Source organism: Nocardioides marinquilinus (genome assembly GCF_039543705.1).
GTDB lineage: Bacteria > Actinomycetota > Actinomycetes > Propionibacteriales > Nocardioidaceae > Nocardioides > Nocardioides marinquilinus.
On the sequence record NZ_BAABKG010000004.1, the window covers coordinates 414,703 to 436,361 of the forward strand.

16 protein-coding genes are annotated in these 21,659 nt (G+C 72.0%); 12 read left to right on the forward strand and 4 right to left on the reverse strand.

The genetic code is table 11. The annotated features are described in order from the left end of the window. Window positions 1-348: 348 nt before the first annotated feature. Window positions 349-2,589 (forward strand): RelA/SpoT family protein, encoded by a 2,241-nt coding sequence (locus tag ABEA04_RS17355; RefSeq protein WP_345461801.1) that lies wholly within the window; start codon window positions 349-351, stop codon window positions 2,587-2,589. Window positions 2,590-2,936: 347 nt separating this feature from the next. Here the strand turns inward: ABEA04_RS17355 and ABEA04_RS17360 are convergent, their stop codons facing one another. Continuing rightward, on the reverse strand, window positions 2,937-4,196 hold the full coding sequence (locus tag ABEA04_RS17360) for a DUF349 domain-containing protein (RefSeq protein ID WP_345461473.1): 1,260 nt from the start codon (window positions 4,194-4,196) through the stop codon (window positions 2,937-2,939). A gap of 130 nt (window positions 4,197-4,326) precedes the next feature. Between ABEA04_RS17360 and ABEA04_RS17365 the strand changes: the two genes are divergently transcribed. From ABEA04_RS17365 to ABEA04_RS17405, 9 genes are all read left to right on the forward strand, one after another. Continuing rightward, on the forward strand, window positions 4,327-5,007 hold the full coding sequence (locus tag ABEA04_RS17365) for an MBL fold metallo-hydrolase (RefSeq protein WP_345461476.1): 681 nt from the start codon (window positions 4,327-4,329) through the stop codon (window positions 5,005-5,007). A gap of 28 nt (window positions 5,008-5,035) precedes the next feature. Beyond that, window positions 5,036-6,382, forward strand: coding sequence for a histidine--tRNA ligase (gene hisS / locus ABEA04_RS17370; RefSeq protein WP_345461479.1), 1,347 nt, complete (start codon window positions 5,036-5,038; stop codon window positions 6,380-6,382). Beyond that, a complete protein-coding gene (gene aspS / locus ABEA04_RS17375; protein ID WP_345461482.1) occupies window positions 6,379-8,193 on the forward strand; it encodes an aspartate--tRNA ligase in 1,815 nt (604 codons plus the stop codon). The genes hisS and aspS overlap by 4 nt, the downstream gene beginning before the upstream one ends. 173 nt (window positions 8,194-8,366) lie before the next feature. Next, on the forward strand, window positions 8,367-9,410 hold the full coding sequence (locus tag ABEA04_RS17380; protein WP_345461485.1) for an ABC transporter permease: 1,044 nt from the start codon (window positions 8,367-8,369) through the stop codon (window positions 9,408-9,410). A gap of 52 nt (window positions 9,411-9,462) precedes the next feature. Continuing rightward, window positions 9,463-11,274 carry an ABC transporter substrate-binding protein gene (locus tag ABEA04_RS17385; RefSeq protein ID WP_345461488.1) on the forward strand — a complete coding sequence of 604 codons (1,812 nt, stop codon included), beginning with the start codon at window positions 9,463-9,465 and terminating at the stop codon, window positions 11,272-11,274. A gap of 229 nt (window positions 11,275-11,503) precedes the next feature. Beyond that, the gene (locus ABEA04_RS17390; protein ID WP_345461490.1) at window positions 11,504-12,493 is read left to right on the forward strand and encodes an ABC transporter permease; all 990 of its coding nucleotides are present in this window, start codon (window positions 11,504-11,506) and stop codon (window positions 12,491-12,493) included. After that, a complete protein-coding gene (locus tag ABEA04_RS17395; protein WP_345461493.1) occupies window positions 12,490-13,593 on the forward strand; it encodes an ABC transporter ATP-binding protein in 1,104 nt (367 codons plus the stop codon). Before ABEA04_RS17390 ends, ABEA04_RS17395 begins: the two co-directional genes overlap by 4 nt. Before the next feature lie 200 nt (window positions 13,594-13,793). Further along, window positions 13,794-14,975, forward strand: a complete 1,182-nt coding sequence (locus tag ABEA04_RS17400; protein WP_345461804.1) for an ABC transporter ATP-binding protein — start codon at window positions 13,794-13,796, stop codon at window positions 14,973-14,975. Next, on the forward strand, window positions 14,962-16,359 hold the full coding sequence (locus ABEA04_RS17405) for a replication-associated recombination protein A (RefSeq protein ID WP_425577046.1): 1,398 nt from the start codon (window positions 14,962-14,964) through the stop codon (window positions 16,357-16,359). The genes ABEA04_RS17400 and ABEA04_RS17405 overlap by 14 nt, the downstream gene beginning before the upstream one ends. Before the next feature lie 931 nt (window positions 16,360-17,290). On the opposite strand, the gene ABEA04_RS17410 is transcribed toward ABEA04_RS17405, so the two are convergent. Both ABEA04_RS17410 and ABEA04_RS17415 read right to left on the reverse strand, forming a co-directional pair. Further along, on the reverse strand, window positions 17,291-17,911 hold the full coding sequence (locus tag ABEA04_RS17410; RefSeq protein ID WP_345461496.1) for a hypothetical protein: 621 nt from the start codon (window positions 17,909-17,911) through the stop codon (window positions 17,291-17,293). A 31-nt stretch (window positions 17,912-17,942) separates the two neighbouring features. Further along, window positions 17,943-18,800 carry a hypothetical protein gene (locus tag ABEA04_RS17415; protein ID WP_345461499.1) on the reverse strand — a complete coding sequence of 286 codons (858 nt, stop codon included), beginning with the start codon at window positions 18,798-18,800 and terminating at the stop codon, window positions 17,943-17,945. Window positions 18,801-18,841: 41 nt separating this feature from the next. Between ABEA04_RS17415 and ABEA04_RS17420 the strand changes: the two genes are divergently transcribed. Together ABEA04_RS17420 and ABEA04_RS17425 are read left to right on the forward strand one after the other, a co-directional pair. Beyond that, window positions 18,842-19,705: a histidine phosphatase family protein gene (locus ABEA04_RS17420; RefSeq protein ID WP_345461810.1), complete on the forward strand. Its 864-nt coding sequence runs from the start codon at window positions 18,842-18,844 to the stop codon at window positions 19,703-19,705. 150 nt (window positions 19,706-19,855) lie between these two features. Continuing rightward, complete coding sequence (locus ABEA04_RS17425) at window positions 19,856-20,287, forward strand: hypothetical protein (protein WP_345461502.1); 432 nt, start codon at window positions 19,856-19,858, stop codon at window positions 20,285-20,287. A gap of 404 nt (window positions 20,288-20,691) precedes the next feature. On the opposite strand, the gene ABEA04_RS17430 is transcribed toward ABEA04_RS17425, so the two are convergent. Beyond that, a complete protein-coding gene (locus ABEA04_RS17430) occupies window positions 20,692-21,462 on the reverse strand; it encodes a class I SAM-dependent methyltransferase (protein ID WP_345461505.1) in 771 nt (256 codons plus the stop codon). Window positions 21,463-21,659: the final 197 nt, after the last annotated feature.

Consider the following 21,659-nt stretch of genomic DNA (forward strand, 5'->3'; position numbering starts at 1 on the left):
CGCGGCGTCCTCGCGGGGTCTCGAGGCTCGGCCGTGGCCGGCCTCGCACCTCGACCACCGTATGCACCTGACGATGGTCGAGGTGCGAGGAGCCCTGGCGACGAGCCTCGAGACCTCCGGACCGGGACGCCGACCCGACCACGGACCCTGAGCCTGTCGAAGGGCCCTGAGCCGGCCCGAACGCGCCTCGCCGACCGTGCCGCGGCGATCCCGCCCTAGACTCGGTGCATGACGGAGGAGCGCACGGCCCCGGCCCCGGCGCCGCGCGCCTCGCGTCATGACACGGCCGCCCCGGCCGAGCCCCCGGCCGCGAGCCCGGCGCCGTCCAGCGGCACCCCCGGCCGCGGCATGCGCGCCAAGCTCGCCCGCATCGGCACCCGCGGCACCACCGCCACCAACCCGGTGCTCGAGCCGCTGTTCCGCGCCGTCCGCGCCAACCACCCCAAGGCCGACCTGGCGCTGCTCGAGCGGGCCTACACGACGGCCGAGCGGCTGCACGGCACCCAGACCCGCAAGAGCGGTGACCCCTACATCACCCACCCGCTGGCGGTCACCACGATCCTCGCCGGCATCGGCATGACCGAGCCGACGCTGGTCGCCGCGCTGCTGCACGACACCGTCGAGGACACCCCCTACACGCTCGAGCAGTGCCGTGCCGACTTCGGCGACGAGGTCGCCCAGATGGTCGACGGCGTCACCAAGCTCGACAAGGTGCAGTACGGCGACTCGGCGCAGGCCGAGACGATCCGCAAGATGATCGTGGCGATGTCGCGCGACATCCGCGTGCTCGTCATCAAGCTCGCCGACCGGCTGCACAACATGCGCACGCTGCGCTACGTGCCGCTGCGCAGCCAGGAGCGCACGGCCCGCGAGACCCTCGACATCTACGCCCCGTTGGCCCACCGGCTGGGCATGAACACCATCAAGTGGGAGCTGGAGGACCTCGCGTTCGCGACCCTGCACCCCAAGATCTACGACGAGATCGTGCGGCTCGTGGCCGAACGGGCGCCCTCGCGCGACTCGTTCCTGGCCGAGGTGATCAGCCAGGTGGAGAAGGACCTGCGCGACAGCAAGATCAAGGCCACCGTCACCGGCCGGCCCAAGCACTACTACTCGATCTACCAGAAGATGATCGTCGGCGGCCGCGAGTTCTCCGACATCAACGACCTCGTCGGCATCCGCATCCTCGTCGAGGCCGACCGCGACTGCTACTCGGTGCTCGGCGTGCTGCACTCGCGCTGGAACCCGGTGCTGGGCCGGTTCAAGGACTACGTCGCGATGCCGAAGTTCAACATGTACCAGTCGCTGCACACGACGGTGATGGGCCCGCAGGGCAAGCCGGTCGAGATGCAGATCCGCACCTTCGCGATGCACCGTCGCGCCGAGTACGGTGTGGCCGCGCACTGGAAGTACAAGGAGGACGGCCGCGCCGGCGTCGACACCGAGCGGCTCGGCGACCTCGACGACATGAACTGGGTGCGCCAGCTGCTCGACTGGCAGAGCGAGGTCGAGGACCCGGGCGAGTTCCTGGAGTCGCTGCGCTTCGAGATCAACCGCACCGAGACCTACGTCTTCACCCCACGTGGCGACGTCATCGCACTGCCGTCGGGCTCGACGCCGGTCGACTTCGCCTACGCGGTGCACACCGAGGTCGGCCACCGCACGATCGGCGCGCGGGTCAACGGCCGGCTGGTGCCGCTGGAGTCGACGCTCGAGAACGGCGACGTCGTCGAGATCTTCACCTCCAAGTCGGCCACCGCCGCGCCCTCGCGCGACTGGCTCGGCTTCGTGCGCTCGCCGCGGGCCCGCTCGAAGATCCGCCACTGGTTCACCAAGGAGCGGCGCGAGGAGGCCATCGAGCGCGGCAAGGACCAGATCGCCAAGCTGATGCGCAAGGAGGGGCTGCCGATCAAGCGGCTGCTCACCCACGAGTCGCTGACGCTCGTCGCCGAGCACTTCAAGCTCGCCGATGTCACCGCCCTCTACGCGGCGGTGGGGGAGGGCAACCTCGGCGCGCAGTCGGTGGTGCGCCGCGTCATCGAGCTGCACGGCGGCGACGAGGGCGTGCAGGAGGACCTCGCCGAGGCGGTCACCATCACCGGACGCCGCTCACGCGGCCGCTCGCGCGTCGGCGGCGGCTCCGACGCCGGCGTCATCGTCAAGGGCTCGCCCGACGTGTGGGTGAAGCTGGCCAAGTGCTGCACGCCCGTGCCGCCCGACGCCATCCTCGGCTTCGTCACCAAGGGCGGCGGCGTCTCGGTGCACCGGCGCGACTGCACCAACGCCACCGACCTGCAGCGTCAGCCCGAGAAGGTGCTCGACGTCGAGTGGGCCCCCACGGGCCAGTCGACCTTCCTGGTCAACATCCAGGTCGAGGCGCTCGACCGTGCGCGGCTGCTCTCCGACATCACGATGGTGCTCTCCGACGCCCACGTGAACATCCTCTCGGCCAACCTGACGACGTCGCGCGACCGCGTCGCCAAGAGCCGCTTCACCTTCGAGATGGCCGAGGCCAAGCACCTCGACACCGTCCTCAAGGCCGTCCGCGGCGTCCCCGGCGTCTTCGACGCCTACCGCGTCACGTCGTAGTCGCGCGCTCCTGGGTCGCTCCGGCGCGGCTCAAGGCGCCGGCGAGCGGTCCCGGCGCTTCCGGTGAAGCGGGGCGTCATACGAGGTGGTTGCCAGAGCCGCCAGGACGTATGACGCGCCGGCCGGTCGGAGTGGGCGTCATACGAGCCGGTAGCGCGAGCCGCCAGGACGTATGACGCCCCGCGACCACACGACAACGACCACCCGCAGGCGCCCCGACCCGAGCCCACCACAGGGCGCACGGAGCGGAGGGGAAGGAGCAGGTGCCGGACGCCTCGCAGGCCCAGATCGCGGCAGCCCTCGAGGATGACGCGAGGCGGCGGCACCCGCCGCCCCGCAGTGACCGATCAGGAGGAGAACTCGGCGGAGGCCTGCTTGGCCATGGCGAGGAAGGACTGGCGGGAGGCGAGGTTGTCCTCGAGCTCGCGCACCTTCTTGTCGTTGCCGGCGGCGCGGGCCTTCTCGAGGTCGGCCTCGACCTTGGCGATGGCGGTCTCAAGCTTGGTGACCATGTCGTCGGCGCGGGCCGACTTCTCGGGGTCGGAGCGGCGCCACTGCTCGTCCTCGGCGCCGCGGATGGCCTTCTCGACCGCGCGCATGCGGCCCTCGAGCTCCTTGACGCGGTCGCGCGGCACCTTGCCGGCGGCCTCCCACTTGTCGGCGAGGTCGCGGAAGGAGCGCTTGGTGGTGTCGATGTCGGCGCCGTCGGCGCCGTCGGCGAGCGCGGCGGCCAGCGCCTCGGCCTCGACGATCAGCTCGTCCTTGACCACCGCGTTGGCGGCGTACTCGGCGTCGATGGCGGCGTTGGCGGCGTCACGGGCGCCGAAGAACTGGTCCTGGGCGCCGCGGAACCGCTTCCAGAGCGCGTCGTCGACGTCCTTGGGCGCGGGGCCGGCGGCCTTCCAGTCGCGCATCAGGTCGCGGTAGCGGCCGGCGGTGGGACCCCAGTCGGTGGAGCCGGCGAGCGACTCGGCCTCCTTGGCGAGGCGCTCCTTGACGGCGCGGGCGCCCTCGCGCTTCTCGTCCTGCTCGGCGAAGTGCGCCTTGCGGGCCTTGGTGAAGGAGGTGCGGGCGGCCGAGAAGCGCTTCCACAGCGCGTCGTCGGCGGCGCGGTCGAGGCGGGGGAGCGCCTTCCACTGCTCGAGCAGGTCGCGCAGCTTGTTCGAGCCGCCGCGCCAGTCGGAGCCGGCGGCCACGGCCTCGGCCTGGGCGACGAGCTCCTCCTTGGCCTGCTTGGTCTCGGCGACCTTCTGCTCGCGCTCGGCCTTGCGTGCCTCCCGCTGGACGGCGAGCACGGGCCCGAGCGCGTCGAGGCGGCCCACCAGGCTCGCGAGGTCGCCGACGGCGTTGGCCTCGGAGACCTGCGTGCGCAGGTTCTTCACCGAGGAGGTGGCCTCCTCGGGCGTGAGCTTGGCGCCGTTGACCCGCTGCTCCAGCAGGCCCACCTCGAACTCGAGCGCGTCGAAGCGCTCGGTGAAGAAGGCCAACGCCTCCTCGGCGGTGCCGGCGGGGTAGGAGCCCACGGCCCGCTCACCCTGCTCGTTCTCGGTCGTCTTGACGTAGACGGTGCCGTCGTCGTCGACCCGGCCCCACTCGCTGCTCGTCACTGCGTTCCCTCTTCGTCGGCGCACCTGCCCCGGCGGGGCGCGGCCCACGATAACGAGACCCACGACACCTCCGCACAACCAGGAGCACACCGGGCGGTCGGCGCCGCCCGCCGCTCGCTACCCTGACGCGGTGCTCATCGCCGGATTCCCCGCGGGACCGTGGGGCACCAACTGCTACGTCGCGGCCACCGGTCCGGGCACCGAGTGCATCGTGATCGACCCCGGCAAGGACGCCGCTCCCGGCGTCGCCGAGGTGGTCCGCGAGCACCGGCTCAAGCCGGTCGCGGTGCTCGTCACCCACGGCCACGTCGACCACATGTGGTGCGTCGCGCCGGTCGCGGGCACCTACGACGCCACCGCGTGGATCCACCCGCGCGACCGGCACCTGCTCAGCGACCCGATGCAGGGCATGTCGCGCGAGACCACTGCGATGCTGCTCGGAGGCAACCACACCTTCGCCGAGCCCGACGACGTCCGCGAGCTGGACGACGGCATGCGGCTCGAGCTGGCCGGCCTCGAGGTCACCGTCGACCACACCCCCGGCCACACCGAGGGCTCGGTCACCTTCCGCTCGCCCTACGACGCCGACGGCGTCAGCGAGGTCATGTTCGCCGGCGACCTGCTCTTCGCGGGCTCGATCGGCCGCACCGACCTGCCCGGCGGCGATCACGCCACGATGCTGCGCACCCTGGCCGCCAAGGTGCTGCCGCTGCGCGACGACGTCGCGGTGCTGCCCGGACACGGCGAGCAGACCAGCATCGGCCGCGAGCGGGCCACCAACCCGTTCCTGCAGGACCTGCCCACCCCCTGACGCACGCGAGTGCCGACACGAGTGACTGATGAGTGACAAGCCCACCCCGCTGAGCGGGTTCCCCGAGCTGCTGCCCGAGCACCGCGCCGTCGAGCGCGCGGTGATCGCCTCGCTGGCCCACACCTTCGAGCTGCACGGCTTCGCCAACATCGAGACCCGCGTCGTCGAGCCGCTCGAGCGGCTGTCGAAGGGCGGCGAGATCGACAAGGAGATCTACGTCCTGCGGCGGCTGCAGGCCGAGGAGTCGGCGTCCGACTCCGGTCTCGCCCTGCACTTCGACCTGACGGTGCCGTTCGCGCGCTACGTGCTCGAGCACGCCGGCAAGCTGGAGTTCCCGTTCCGGCGCTACCAGATCCAGCCGGCCTGGCGCGGCGAGCGGCCCCAGGAGGGCCGCTACCGGCAGTTCACCCAGGCCGACATCGACATCGTGGGCCGCGACACCCTCGGCTTCCACCACGACGTCGAGGTGGTGCGGGTGATGGTCGAGGCGCTCGACGGCCTCGTGCGCACCGTCGGGCTGCCCGACCTGTCGTTCCAGGTGAACAACCGCAAGCTCATCCAGGGCTTCTACCGCGGTCTCGGCATCCCCGACGTCACCGCGGCGATCCGGCAGATCGACAAGCTCGACAAGCAGCCCGCGGACGCCGTCGCGGCCCTGCTGGTCAGCGAGGCCGGCGCCACCGACGAGCAGGCGCAGCGCTGCCTCGACCTCGCCACCATCCGTGTCGCCGACACCTCGTTCGTCGAGCGGGTGCGTGCGCTCGGCGTCGACGACGAGCTGCTCGAGGAGGGCCTGACCGAGCTGGCCGCCGTGGTCGACGGCTGTGCGGGCGCGGTGGGGGAGCACGTGACCCTCGAGGCCAACCTGCGCATCGCCCGCGGGCTCGACTACTACACCGGCACCGTGCTCGAGGTCTTCATGGCCGGCTACGAGCGGCTGAAGTCGGTCGGCGGCGGCGGCCGCTACGACGCCCTCGCCAGCGACGGCCGGACGACGTACCCGGGCGTCGGCGTCAGCTTCGGCGTCTCACGCACCCTGATCCCGCTCTTCGCCGACGGCGTCCTCGCCCCCGGCCGCAAGGTGCCGAGCGTCGTGCTGGTCGCCCTCGCCGACGACGACTCCCGGCCCGCCGCCGACGCGGTCGCCCAGCGGCTGCGCGCCCGCGGCATCGCCGCCGAGGTCGCGGCGAGCCCCCAGAAGTTCGGCAAGCAGATCCGCTACGCCGAGCGGCGCGACATCCCGTTCGTGTGGTTCGCGAACGACCAGCACGAGGTCAAGGACATCCGCAGCGGCGACCAGGTCGCCGCCGACCCCGACACCTGGACCCCCACCGACCAGCCCACCGACCAGCCCACCCCGGAGGACACCCCGTGATCCGCACCCACGACGCCGGCAGCCTGCGCGCCGAGCACGTCGGCCAGACCGTCACCCTCGCCGGGTGGGTGGCCCGCCGCCGCGACCACGGCGGCGTCGCCTTCCTCGACCTGCGCGAGGCCAGCGGCGTCGTCCAGGTGGTGGTGCGCGACGAGGAGGTCGCCAGCGCCCTGCGCAGCGAGTACTGCGTCAAGGTCGTCGGCGAGGTCGCGCTGCGCCCCGACGGCAACGCCAACGCCGCCCTGCCCACCGGCGAGGTCGAGGTCATCACCAGCGAGCTCGAGGTGCTCAGCGCCGCCGCGCCGCTGCCGTTCCCCATCGACGAGACCGGCCACGAGGCCGGCGGGGTGGGGGAGGAGGCACGCCTCAAGCACCGCTACCTCGACCTGCGCCGCTCCGGCCCCAGCGAGGCGCTGCGGCTGCGCAGCCGGGCCAACAAGGCGGCACGCGACGTCCTCGACGGGCACGGCTTCGTCGAGATCGAGACCCCCACGCTGACCCGCAGCACGCCCGAGGGCGCCCGCGACTTCCTGGTGCCGGCGCGGCTGCGCCCGGGCAGCTGGTACGCGCTGCCGCAGAGCCCGCAGCTGTTCAAGCAGCTGCTGATGGTCGCCGGCATGGAGCGCTACTACCAGATCGCGCGCTGCTACCGCGACGAGGACTTTCGCGCCGACCGGCAGCCGGAGTTCACCCAGCTCGACATCGAGATGAGCTTCGTCGACCAGGACGACGTCCTCGCCGTCGCCGAGGAGGTGCTGAGCGCGCTGTGGGCCCTGGTCGGCCACGAGGTGCCCACGCCCCTGCCCCGCATGACCTACGCCGAGGCGATGGCCCGCTACGGCACCGACAAGCCCGACCTGCGCCTCGACCCCGCCCTCGAGCTGGTCGAGTGCACCGACTACTTCGCCGACACCCCGTTCCGGGTCTTCCAGGCGCCCTACGTCGGCGCCGTGGTCATGCCGGGCGGCGCGAGCCAGCCCCGCAAGCAGCTCGACGCCTGGCAGGAGTGGGCCAAGCAGCGCGGCGCCCGCGGCCTGGCCTACGTGCTGGTGCAGGACGACGGCGAGCTCGGCGGCCCGGTGGCCAAGAACCTCTCCGAGGCCGAGCGCGCCGGTCTGGCCGCGCAGGTCGGCGCGAACCCGGGCGACTGCGTCTTCTTCGCCGCCGGCCTGCCCAAGCCCAGCCGGGCGCTGCTGGGCGCCGCCCGTCTCGAGATCGCCCGCCGCGGCGGGCTGGTCGACGAGAGCGCGTGGAGCTTCCTCTGGGTCGTCGACGCCCCGCTCTTCGAGCCGGCCGACGACGCCACGGCCGCCGGCGACGTCGCGGTCGGCAGCGGTGCGTGGACCGCCGTGCACCACGCCTTCACCTCGCCGCAGGACGTCGACGGCTTCGACGCCGACCCCGGCAACGCCCTGGCGTGGGCCTACGACATCGTCTGCAACGGCAACGAGATCGGCGGCGGGTCGATCCGTATCCACCGCGACGACGTCCAGCGCCGGGTCTTCGCGATCATGGGCCTGGAGGAGGACGAGGCGCAGGAGAAGTTCGGCTTCCTGCTCGACGCCTTCAAGTACGGCGCCCCGCCGCACGGCGGCATCGCCTTCGGGTGGGACCGCATCGTCGCCCTGCTCGCCGGCGCCGACTCCATCCGCGAGGTCATCGCCTTCCCGAAGTCGGGCGGCGGCTACGACCCGCTGACGGCCGCGCCCGCGCCCATCACCGAGCAGCAGCGCAAGGAGGCCGGTGTCGACGCGGTCGCGCCGGACGACGTCGCGTCACACGACGGAAACGGCGCAGGAACCTCGCCGTAAGGGTGGTTGTGCCGGTCGCGACGTCGAGACCAGATCGTTACCCGTCCGTACTCGGCGTCGCGGTGCAGGTCACATAGAGTCCCCCACGGCGCTGAGGCGCGCCGGGGCTCCACAGCCACCGGCCGGGCTAGATGCGGGGCCGTCTCGGCCCCTCCGGGGTGAGCATGTCTGGTGTGGGTGGCGGCGAGAGCCTCGGTGACTTCCACGAGGAGCCGGAGCCGGTCGCGGCCGCTGACGGCAAGGCGAAGAAGGCGGTCACCGGCAAGTCGCCGACGCGCATCGCGCTGAGCCGCCTGGCGCACGACAAGCTGGCCATCTTCTGCAGCGCGATCATCGTGATCCTGATCGCCCTGGCGATCTTCGCGCCGTGGATCTGCGACTGGCTGAACATCTTCCCCAACCAGGACAGCCCCGACGCCCCGACGCCGTCGGAGGTCCTCGACCAGGACGTGCTGTTCGGCAACCCGGGCTACCCGCTGGTCGGCCCGCCCTACCACGGCTTCACGTGGGACCACCCGCTCGGCCTCGCGCCCAAGACCGGCTACGACAACCTCGCCGTGCTGCTCTACGGCCTGCGCACCTCGCTGGTCGTCGCCACGCTCGCCACGATCATCGCGGTGGCCGTGGGCGTCACCCTCGGCCTGATCGCCGGCTACGCCAAGGGCGTCGTCGACGGCCTGCTGTCGTTCATCATCGACTTCTTCCTCTCCTTCCCGTTCGTGCTGGGCGCCCTCGCGCTGGCCCCGATCATCACCTCCAACTTCGGCGACACGCAGACCACGCTGCGCAACGCCGAGTTCATCGCCCTGATCGGCGTGCTGGTGCTGTTCGGCTGGATGGGCATGGCGCGACTGATCCGCGGCCAGGTGCTCTCGCTGCGCGAGCGCGAGTTCATCCAGGCCGCCCGCGTCATCGGCGTCCCGACGCGCCAGATCCTGTTCAAGGAGCTGCTGCCGAACCTGGTGGCCCCCATCGTGGTGGCCATCTCGCTCGCGCTGCCCGGCTACGTGGCCGCCGAGGCCGGCCTGTCGTTCCTCGGCATCGGCCTGTCCGAGGCCACCTCGCTGGGCAAGACGGTCGACGTCGCGCGTCAGTACTACCGCGAGTACGGCCTGTACCTGTGGACCCCGGTCATCACGATCATGATCCTCGTGATCGCGCTGAACCTGTTGGGCGACTCGGTCCGAGACGCCTTCGACCCCAAGACTCGCCGATGAGCCAGCCCCGGCCTCGGGAGAACACAATGAACAAGAGAAGGGTGGGCACACGATGCGGTTGAGGAAACCGATCATCGCGGTCACCGTGATCAGCGCGTTCGCGCTGGCTGCGTGTGGCGGAGGCGACGGCGACGGCAACGACGACGGCGGCGACGGCGGCAGCGGGAGCAGCGCGGAGCCGAGCGACGAGACCAGCCAGAAGGTCGACAGGGCGAACGAGGGCGGTAACACCGGCAACGGTCAGGACCCGACCGCCAAGGGCCCCGTCGAGCTCGAGGGCGCCACCGAGGGTGGCACCGTCAAGGTCATCTCGGCCGCCGGCCTGAACACGATGGACCCGAGCGAGGCGTACTACCAGAACACCACCTCGATCCTCACCGGTCTCGTCACGCGTTCGCTGACGCAGTACAAGTACGACGCCGAGGAGGACACGATGATCCTCGTGCCCGACCTCGCGACCGACCTCGGCACGCCCAGCGAGGACTTCAAGACCTGGACCTTCGAGCTGCAGGAGGGCCTGAAGTACGAGGACGGCTCGCCGATCAAGGCCGAGGACTTCATCTACTCCGCCGCCCGCTCGATGGACCGCACCCAGTTCCCCGAGGGCCCGGCGTTCTCGAACGACTACTTCGTCGGTGGCGACACCTACGAGGGCCCCTACACCGGCAACGGCCTCGACGGCTTCAGCGCCGTGACGGTCAAGGGCAACGTCATCACCTACAAGATGCGCACGCCGTTCCCCGACCTGCCGTACTGGCTGTCGTTCGCGGCGATGGGCCCGATCCCCGAGGCCAAGGCCTCCGACCCGGCCGCCTACGCGCTCAAGCCCCTCGCCTCCGGCCCGTACAAGTTCGACGAGTACACCCCGGAGAAGTCCCTCACCCTGGTCCGCAACGACCAGTGGGACCCGAACTCCGACGCCGCTCGCACGCAGTACCCCGACGGCTACGAGTTCAACTTCCAGACCGCCTCGGAGAAGATCGACGAGCTGCTGCTCTCCGACAACGGTGACGCCCAGACGACGATGACCTACGACGACGTCCTGGCGAACAACTTCAAGGCGTTCAACGACTCCGGCCGTCTCGAGATCGGCGGCTTCCCGCTGACCTCGTACTGGGCGCCCGACTACCGCAAGATCACCGACCTCAAGGTCCGTCAGGCGCTGGCTTACGCCTACCCCTACGACGACGCGTACCTCGCCGCCGGTCTGATCAAGGGCGTCACGGCCATCCCGGGTCAGGGTCTGCTGCCCCCGGGCACGCCGGGCCGTGTCGACTTCGAGGCCATCGAGGGCTACGAGACCGGCACCACCGACACCGACAAGGCGCGTGCGCTGCTCGAGGAGGCCGGCGCCGTCGGCTACGAGATCAAGTGGCCCTACGCCAAGGACGACCAGCAGGCCGTCGCGACCAAGGACACCATCGTGGCCTCGCTCGAGAAGGCCGGCTTCAAGGCCAGCCCCGTCCCGAGCACCGTCGCCGACGTCTCCACGGTCCGCGCCGACCCCGACGCCGACATCAACGTGCGTCCGGCCGGCTGGATCGCCGACTGGCCGTCGGGTGCCACCTGGTTCCCGCCGCTGCTGCAGAGCACCAACCTCAAGGCCGAGGGTGTCGGCTCGAACTACTCGGTGTTCTCCGAGCAGGCCGTCGACGACAAGATCCAGGAGATCCTGGAGTCCCCGATCGAGGAGCAGCCCGACGCCTGGGGTGCGCTCGACGAGGAGGTCATGACGACCTACTTCCCGCTGTTCGTCACCCGCTACGGCGGTGTCGCGCAGGCTCACGGCTCGAAGATCGAGGGTCACAGCATCGACAACACGATCGGCATGCCGACGTGGAAGGACATCCACGTCGTCCAGTGACGTCGTCCTCGATGCGTTAGTGCACTGAGCACGACCGTCGGCCGACGCGGCACACCCGCGTCGGCCGGCGGGCACCAACCCGCACGAGCAGCCCGGCGGGGTCGGCGTCCACCGACCCCGCCGAGGTCTGTACGCCGCGGCTAGATCGCTCCACACTCTCCCCAGGGAACCCCGGCTCGACAGAGCCCCGAGGGTCCCGACTCCGGGAAGGACACCCATGTTCGGCTTCGTGGTCCGACGGCTCCTGTCGTCGTTCATCGTGATCCTGCTCGCCTCGTTCGCGGTCTTCGCGATCTTCTACCTCGGGCCGAGCGACCCGGCGCGCCCGGTGTGCGAGGGCGCGGGCGGTCGCTGCACCCAGGAGAAGCTGGAGCGGATCCAGGAGAACATGGGCCTGGACAAGCCCGTCCTGAAGGCCTACGGCGAGTTCATGGGCGGGGTCGTCACCGGCCGCGACGTCGTCGTCGGCTCCACCAGCTACGAGTGCGACGCCCCCTGCCTCGGCATCACCTTCGCGACCAAGCAGGAGGTGACCAAAGAGCTCGGCAAGAGACTCGTGCCGACGATCCTGATCGCCATCGGCGGCTCGATCGTCTACCTGACCATCGGCGTCCTCATCGGCCTGCTGGCCGCAGCCAGACGTGGCACCGCGGCCGACCGCATCATGGTCAGCGGCACGCTGATCATCTCCTCGATCCCGTACTACCTGGTCTGCCTGATGGCGTGGATCTTCCTCACGGTGAGGACCAACGCCTTCCCCGACACCGGGTACTTCCCGATCACCGACAACCCCTTGAAGACCTTCGGCGGCCTGTTGCTGCCCTGGCTGGTGCTCGGCATCGCCACGGCGCCGGCCTACGCGAGGTACACCCGCGGCCAGATGGTCGAGACGCTCGGTGACGACTACATCCGCACGGCCAAGGCCAAGGGCCTCACCGGCCGCAAGGTGCTGCTCAAGCACGGCCTGAGAGCCGCCATCGTGCCCATCGTGACCATCTTCGGACTCGACTTCGGCGCCCTGCTCGCCGGCACGATCTTCACCGAGTTCATCTTCGAGATCGACGGCATGGGCTTCTGGGGCCTCCGGGCGATCCAGGCCCCGCAGGACCTCCCGATCATCACCGCTACCGTCATGGTGGGAGCCTTGTTCATCGTGGTCAGCAACCTGTTGGTCGACATCGCCTACGGCTTCCTCGACCCGAGAGTGAGGATCGGATGACGCAGATCGACTCGACTCCCGGCGGCGCGGCCCGCGCCGCGGCCGACACCGAGCCCTACCTCGTCGTCGACGACCTGACGGTCAAGTTCCCCACCGCCGACGGCCTCGTGCAGGCGGTGAGCAACCTCAGCTACTCCGTCGCCCTCGGCCAGACCCTCGGCATCGTGGGCGAGTCGGGCTCGGGCAAGTCGGTCTCGAGCATGGCCGTGCTCGGCCTGCACGACGCCCGCACGGCCCGCATCACCGGCTCGATCACCGTCGGCGGCACGGAGGTCGTCGGGCTGCGCGACGAGAAGATGCGCTCGATGCGCGGCAACACCGTCGCGATGATCTTCCAGGACGCGCTGGCGGCGCTCCACCCCTTCTACCGTGTCGGCGCGCAGCTGGCCGAGGCCTACAAGGTGCACCACCCCTCGGCGTCCAAGCGCGACGCCCGGCGCCGGGCCATCGAGATGCTCGACCGGGTCGGCATCCCCGAGCCGCAGAGCCGCGTCGACGACTTCCCGCACCAGTTCTCCGGCGGCATGCGCCAGCGCGTGATGATCGCGATGGGCCTGATCAACGACCCGTCGCTGCTGATCGCCGACGAGCCCACCACCGCCCTCGACGTGACGGTGCAGGCCCAGATCCTCGACCTGCTGCAGGACCTGCAGCGCGAGTTCAACTCCGCGATCATCATGATCACCCACGACCTCGGCGTCATCGCCGAGATGGCCGACGACGTGCTGGTGATGTACTCCGGCCGCGCGGTCGAGTACGGCGCGTGCCGCGAGATCCTCGGCCACCCCGAGATGCCCTACACGTGGGGCCTGCTCTCGAGCGTGCCCGACGTGCACTCCGACACCGACGCCCGCATGATCCCGATCCCGGGCACGCCGCCCAGCCTGCTCAACCCGCCCCCGGGGTGCGCCTTCGAGCCGCGGTGCGCCCACAAGGACAAGGTGGCCGGTGACCTGTGCGCCACCAAGCTGCCCGACATGCGACCGGGTGGACGCGGCGAGGGTCACCTCAAGCGCTGCCACCTGGCCGACCCCGACGCGGTGTACAAGCAGGAGGTCCTGCCCGAGATCGCGCCCCAGCTCGTGGAGGAGCCCCGATGACCCACTCCCGCTCCGAGGACGCCGAGCTGTCGGCGTCCGAGCCGCGTCACGCCGGCGCGCCGACCGACAACCCGGCCGACACCAAGGGTCACCGCGGCTCGGCCGCGCGTGACGACGGTGGTGCCGGCGACGTCGCGGCGTCCTCGTCCCTGCTCGACAAGCGCGACCACGAGGACCAGGCGCCCGAGTCGTTCACCGAGCTGGTCGGCCAGACCCACAAGGCCGCCGTCCTCGACCCGACCGCCGAGCCGGTGCTGACCGTCTCGAACCTGAAGATGTACTTCCCGGTCAAGTCCGGTGGCCTGGTCCGCCGCAAGGTCGGCGACGTGCAGGCCGTCGACGGCGTCTCGTTCGAGGTGCCCGAGGGCGGCTCGCTCGGCCTGGTGGGTGAGTCGGGCTGCGGCAAGTCGACCACCGGCCGGCTCATCACCCGGCTCTACGAGCCCACCGGCGGCTCGATGATGTTCCAGGGCAAGGACCTGGCCACGCTGAGCCAGAAGGAGATGCTGCCGCTGCGCCGCGAGGTGCAGATGATCTTCCAGGACCCCTACAGCTCGCTGAACCCCCGTCACACCGTCGGCACGATCGTCGGCACCCCGCTCCTCGTGCACAACATGGTGCCGAAGAAGCAGGTGCTCTCGCGGGTGCAGGAGCTGCTCGAGGTCGTCGGGCTCAACCCCGAGCACTACAACCGCTACCCCAACGAGTTCTCCGGCGGTCAGCGCCAACGCATCGGCATCGCCCGGGCGCTCGCGCTGCAGCCGAAGGTGATGGTGGCCGACGAGCCGGTCTCGGCGCTCGACGTCTCGATCCAGGCCCAGGTGATCAACCTCCTGCAGGACATCCAGCACGAGTTCAACGTCGCCTTCCTCTTCATCGCCCACGACCTCGCCGTGGTGCGGCACTTCTGCCCCGAGGTCGCGGTGATGTACCTCGGCAAGATCGTCGAGATCGGCGACCGCGAGAGCATCTACGGCCGGGCGCACCACCCCTACACCCAGGCGCTGCTCTCGGCGGTTCCCGACATCAAGCAGGCCGCCACCGGTGGCCGCCGCGAGCGCATCCGGCTCGAGGGCGACGTGCCCAGCCCGATCAACCCGCCGTCCGGCTGCCGGTTCCGCACCCGCTGCCCGATCGCGCAGGAGATCTGCGCCAAGCACGAGCCGCCGCTGCTGCAGATCGGCAAGCGCCACAAGGTCGCCTGCCACTTCCCGGGCGAGCTGGGCAAGAACCCCTCCGAGCCGCTCACCGCGCGCCTGCTCGGCGTCGACAACGCCGGCAGCCCCGACCCCGGGGCCTCGCCGAGCAAGGACCTCGTGACCAAGCCCGGGTACGACGACACCTGGTTCGACCTGGACAAGCGGTCGTTTGGACGAGCCTGACGCTCTCTTCGCCGTCGACCCGGCCGGTGCAGGACGCGCCGGTCGGGCGGGGGAGGGCGGCGGCGGGTCGCTGAGCGCGGCGGTGCACGCCAACGCGCCGCTCGCCGTCCGCATGCGTCCGCGCACGCTCGACGAGCTGGCCGGCCAGGAGCAGCTGCGCGCCCCGGGCTCGCCGCTGCGACAGCTGATCGAGGGCGACGCGTCGATGTCGCTGCTGCTGTGGGGCCCGCCGGGCACCGGCAAGACCACGATCGCCTCGATCCTGTCGCGTCAGACGGGGCGCCGCTTCGTCGAGGTCTCGGCCGTCTCGGCCGGGGTCAAGGAGGTGCGGGCCGCCATCGACGCCGCCCGCGTCGAGCTGGTGCGCGGCGGCGGCGCCGAGACGGTGCTGTTCGTCGACGAGGTGCACCGGTTCAGCAAGGCCCAGCAGGACGCGCTGCTGCCCGGCGTCGAGAACCGGTGGGTCACCCTGGTCGCGGCGACCACCGAGAACCCGTTCTTCTCGGTCATCTCGCCGCTGCTCTCGCGCAGCCTGCTGCTGCGGCTGGAGTCGCTGACCGACGACGACGTGCGGGGCGTGATGGTGGCGGCGCTGGACGACGAGCGCGGGCTCGCCGGTGCCTACGAGGCCGACGACGACGCGCTCGACCACCTGGTGCGGTTGGCCGGGGGTGACGCCCGCCGGTCGCTGACCTATCTCGAGGCGGCCGCTGGCGCCGCGGCGTCCCAGGGCACCACCCGCATCGACCTGGCCGCCGCCGAGACCGCCGTCGACCGTGCCGCCGTGCGCTACGACCGGCAGGGCGACCAGCACTACGACGTCATCAGCGCCTTCATCAAGTCGATCCGCGGCTCCGACGCCGACGCCGCCCTGCACTACCTGGCCCGCATGGTCGAGGCCGGCGAGGACCCGCGGTTCATCGCTCGCCGGCTCGTCATCCTCGCGAGCGAGGACATCGGCCTGGCCGACCCCACCGCGCTCACCACCGCCGTCGCCGCGGCGCAGGCCGTGCAGCTGATCGGGATGCCGGAGGCCGGCCTCAACCTCGCCCACGCCGTGATCGCGCTGGCGGTGGCACCGAAGTCGAACGCCGTCACCACCGCGATCGCCGCGGCCACCGCCGACGTGCGCGACGGCAAGATCGGCACCGTGCCGGCCCACCTGCGCGACGGCCACTACGCCGGCGCCCGCCAGCTCGGCCACAACTCCGGCGCTCCGACGCCCTACGTCTACAGCCACGACGCCCCTTTCGGCATCGCCGAGCAGCAGTACGCCCCCGACGTCGTCGCCGACGCGACCTACTACCGCCCCACCGAGATCGGCGCCGAGGCCGCCGTGAAGGAGCGCTGGGAGCGCGTGCGCCGCATCATCCGCGGTCGTTGACCACGGTGCTTCGACGCCAACCCACGTGCGCGGACCCTGAGCCTGTCGAAGGGCCGCTCCATGCGAACGTTCGCGTGCTCCTCACGAGGTCTCGAGGCTCGGCCGTGGCCGGCCTCGCACCTCGACCACCGTTGTCACGGTCCGCTACCGGCCCGCCGAGTTCGACGCGCCTGCACGGACCCTGAGCCTGTCGAAGGGCCGCTCCACGCGAACGTTCGCGTGCCCCTCACGAGGTCTCGGGGCTCGGCCGTGGCCGGCCTCGCACCTCGACCATCGTCATGCCACGGTGGTCGAGTGCGGGGGACCTCCGGCCCTCCGACGTCGACCCGGCCCCGCGGACCCTGAGCCTGTCGAAGGGCCGCTGCACGCGAACGTTGGCGTGCTCCCCACGAGGTCTCGAGGCTCGGCCGTGGCCGGCCTCGCACCTCGACCACCGTCATCCCGCGGTGGTCGAGGTGCGAGGGACCTCCGGCTCTCCGACGTCGACCCGGCCCCACGGACCCTGAGCCTGTCGAAGGGCCGCTGCAGGCGAACGTTGGCGTGCCCCTCACGAGGTCTCGGGGCTCGGCCGTGGCCGGCCTCGCACCTCGACCATCGTCATGCCACGGTGGTCGAGTGCGGGGGACCTCCGGCCCTCCGACGTCGACCCGGCCCCGCGGACCCTGAGCCTGTCGAAGGGCCGCTGCACGCGAACGTTGGCGTGCTCCCCACGAGGTCTCGAGGCTCGGCCGTGGCCGGCCTCGCACCTCGACCACCGTCATCCCGCGGTGGTCGAGGTGCGAGGGACCTCCGGCTCTCCGACGTCGACCCGGCCCCACGGACCCTGAGCCTGTCGAAGGGCCGCTGCAGGCGAACGTTGGCGTGCTCCCCACGAGGTCTCGGGGCTCGGCCGTGGCCGGCCTCGCACCTCGACCACCGTTGTCACGGTCCGCTACCGGCCCGCCGAGTCCGACGCACCGACCTCCTCGGCGGGGACGACGACGTCCGCCAGCAGCCGTGGACGCACCGCGCGCTCGTACGCCCACCCCTCGGGGACCCACTTCGTGCGCCAGAGGTCGAGCTCGGCGTCGTCGTCGCCCTGGCCGCGGTTGCGCTCGACCGCGCGGCGTCCGGCGACCTCGGGTGACAGGTCGATCCAGACCGCGAGGTCGAGCAGCGGTCGGGTCTCGGGGCGGAATAGCCGGATGCCCTCGAGGACGACCACGGGAGGCATCGCCACGTCGACGACCCGCTCGGCGCCCTCGTAGGTGCGCACGGGGTAGCCCAGTCGGGCCGGGGTGGGCGTGGCCCGCACCCGCCGCAGCAGCTCGAGCAGCCGCGGCCAGTCGTGGAGGTCGAGCAGGCCCGAGCCGGGCCCCGCGCCCACGGCGTAGAACCGGTCGGTGCCGACGACCTGGTCGGGCCGGCCGCCGAGGTCGCCGACCAGACGGGCGGCGAGCGTCGACTTGCCGGCCCCGCCGTGCCCCGAGACGCCCACGACGGGCGGCCGGTCGAGCGTGGCCGCCAGCCGCTCGACCCGGGCGCGGACGACGTCGTAGGTCACGGGCGGCACGGGTCCGGATGGTGCCACGGCCGGGTCGCCGTCAGAGGTGGGCGACATTGACCCGGTCGGCGTTCGCGAGCAGCGACGTCGCGCGGGTGACCTCGAGGCACTCGATCCCGGGGTCGTCGAGAAGGGCGGCCAGGAGCGCACGCGGTCCGGCGACGAGGGTGCTGTCGAGGTCGACCTCGGAATGGACGATCCAGGCCCGGTCGTCGGGCCACCACCACGAGGGCGACTGCAGGTCGCCGTCCGCGCGCAGTCGGCGGAGGAACCGCGTGCAGACCTCCGTCACCTCGCTCGGGGTGAGGGGCCGGTCGTGCCCGAACGTGAACAGGTTGCGCAGGCGCCCCGTCTCGGCGAGCTGCTCCTCGCGCCCCTGCAGCTCGAACGCGACCGCGACCCGGACGACGTCCGCGACGGGCACGGGCGGGAACAGCCAGTGGGCGCGGCCGGGCAACATGAATCGCGGGCACGCCTCCCACGAGCGCGGGCTCGCTCCGGTGCCGTCCCACAGGGCGACGTGACAGCGTCCCGGGGTGTCGGTGTGCTGACCGAGGTGACGAGCCAGCCGGGGGAGCGTCAACGGGTCGAGCGAGCCGGAAGCCGGTCCGTCGGCCGGACCGTCCTCGTCCGTGGAGTGCGGCGAGTCGAGCCGTCCACCGGTGAGCGACCACCACTGGGCCTCGGGGTGCAGCATGGTGTCGTGACGCTCGGCGACCTCGGCCCACGTGGTCGCCGACCCCTCCTCGGGCCGGCCCTGGTCGGGCCGGTGGAATACCCGCACGTAGGTCTCGTAGCCGCCCGGGAGCATCTCGGCGACCCGGCCTCCGAACAGCGGGGTCGCCTCGACCAGCCACCTCGCCGGCGCGAGGTCGCTCGTCGGCACGAGGCGGCTCATGCCGTCATTGAATCCGACGGCCTGGCTACGGTGCTCCGGTGATGCGGACGGCGGTGACCCGGGTGGTGCTCGCCCGCCACGGCGAGGCGGCCTACGAGTCCGACGGCAACGGCGACAGCGGCGGCAGCCTCACCGCCGGGGGCCGCCTCCAGGCCCGGCGCCTGGGGGAGCGGCTGCGCGCGTCCGCGCCGGTGGCCGTGGTCTGCTCCGAGCTGTCGCGCGCGGTGCAGACCGCCGAGATCGCCGCCGCCGGCCTCGGGCTGCCGGTCGACGTCCGCGTCGGTCTGCACGAGCACGACGTCGGCGCCGAGCGCGGGCGCCCCTACGACCCCGGACTCTTCGAGCCGTTGCTGCTGGGCTGGCTCGCGGGTGACCTGTCGGTCGGCATCCCGGGCGGCGAGGACGGCCACGCCGTCGCCCGGCGCGTGCTCGCCGTGCTCGACGACGTCGCCGACCGGCACGAGGGCGGCACGATGGTCGCGGTGAGCCACGGCGGCGCGATCGCCTCGGTGCTCGGCACCGTGGCGCCCGGAGGTCCACTGCTCCCGACCGACGCCCGCGACCTGCCGGGGTGCGACGCCTACGTGCTCGAGCGGGACGCCGGCACCTGGCGCCTCGTCGGCCGGGACCGTCCGGCCGAGCAGCTCGACGCCGAGGAGCCGCCCGCCGGGCCGACCGCGGTGCTCCTCGTGCGGCGCGACGGCTCCAAGGAGCTCGTCGACGGCGTCCATGTGCACGGCTGGCGCGACGGCCGCCTGCTGCTGGCGTCCGGCGATCCCGGCGCGGGACTGCTGGCCACGGTGGTGCGGGAGGTGCCGGTGGCCGACCTGCTGCGGGTCGAGACGGTCGGGGCCCCGGACGACGAGCCGGAGGGCGAGGGTGACACGTGGCGGATGACGTGGTGATTGCCACCCACGATCACCCGCGACCACCCACGACCACCCGCGGGTGACCACCGCGGCGAACCGCGGACAGCGCCGCGGCCGCCGCGTAACCTGCGCCTTCCTGCCCCCGACGCGACGGAGAGTGTGTTGACGAACGAACGGTCCACCCGAGTGCCCCTGCTGCTGCCCCGGGCGGGTCTCGCCCTCGCGCTCTGCCTCGCCCTGGTGGGGCTGGTGACGCCGACGGCCGGCGCGTCGTCCAACCCGCCGAGGCTCTCGACGTACATCTCGGGGACGAGCGACACCGGCAAGGTGACGCTCCTCGCCTGCCAGCGGCGCAACCCGACGTCGGGCAACATCCGCATCTTCGCGCGCATCGACAACCGGAAGTCACGCGCGAGCGCCACCGCCACCATCGCCATCGTCCGTGAGGGCGAGGTCGTGCGCCGGCAGCGGCTCGAGACCGTCGCCGAGCGCGCGAGGGGACCCGTGACGTCGTTCGTGGTGGCCGACCGCCCCGGCCTGCGGTCGCGGGTGACCCTCACCTCGGGCAGCGGCAGCAGCGGCAGCCTCGGGCCGCTCAGCTTCGCCACCTGCGGCTGACACGCGGCCGTCCGGTTCGGTCCGTCCACGAGCCGCGAGCCGGTCGAGCCGGTCGGCCCGGACGGCGCGACGGGCCGTCAGTCTTCTGAGTCGTCGTCGTCGAAGGTGAGGGTCAGGGTCGAGGAGAGGACGGACGACAGGCCCTCGACCTCCACCACGGCCGAGCGGTCCGGCTCGCGGTCGGCCGGCCACACCTCGACGGCGCAGAACGCGTAGGGGTCTGGGGTGCGGCCTCGAAGGTGAACCGCACCTCCTGGCCGGCGCGCAGGCCCGCCGCCCCGGCGACGAGGACGGCGCTCGCGTGGGCCCAGCACCCGCCGGGGGTCTCGCCCGAGTCGATCACGCCCCAGCCGTCGTCCTCGTGCCAGACCCGAACCCTGCCCGTCGACGTCATGCGGCCAGTCTCACCCACCGGCCGCCGCCCGGTCGGTCTCGCACACGCACAACTGGATCGGCGAGGCGGCCGTGAAGGGGCCGCGCGACCAGTCGCCGAACCGGTCGACGAGCCGCAGCCCGGCGAGCGCGAGCAGCACCGGCAGCTCCTGCGGGAAGACGCTGCGCAGCTCGAGCGGGACGACGAGGAAGTCCGGCTCGACGTCGGTGGAGAGGAACCACGTGCCGCGGGTGACCTGCGCGGCGGCGTCGTAGGTCTCGGCGACGTCGACGTGCACGACCCCGCGGTCGGGGTCGGTGAAGGTGAGCGCGTCGCGCCGGCGGCGGACGCCGTCCGCCCGGGCCAGCAGGTGCACGCTCGGGTTGAACACGTCGAGCGCCAGCCGCCCGCCGGGCGCGAGGTGGCGGCGCACCGACCGCAGGCAGCGCACGAGGTCGTCGACCTCGTGCAGGTGCAGCAGCGAGTTGGCCGCGATGACGACGAGGTCAAAGGTGCGGCCGAGGTCGACGGCGCGCATGTCGCCCTCGACCCACGTGACCTCGACGCCGGCGTCGGCGGCCCGCCGTCGCGCCCCGGCCAGCATCGCGGGGGAGAGCTCGAGGCCCGTGGCGGCGTGGCCGTCGGCGGCGATGGGCACCAGCTTCTGGCCGGTGCCCGCGCCCAGCTCGAGCACGCTGCCACCCTGCCGGTCGGCCTCGGCCCGGTAGAAGCCGATCGACTCCTCCCGGCCGGGGAACAGTCGGTCGTAGAGCGCCGCGTCGGCGTAGAACGGCTCGTCCATGCCCGCATTCTCCGCGCACGCCGCCGGCACACGAAGCTGTTCGTCGACGCCGCGGGGTCTCGAGGCTCGGCCGGGGCCGGCCTCGCCCCCCGACGACCGTGAGGTCTCCGGTCGTCGAGCAGCGAGGAACGAGCGTCGTCGAGACCACCGGCCGGCCACGCGAAGGTCCCCGTGGTCCGTGCGGGGTCTCGACGACG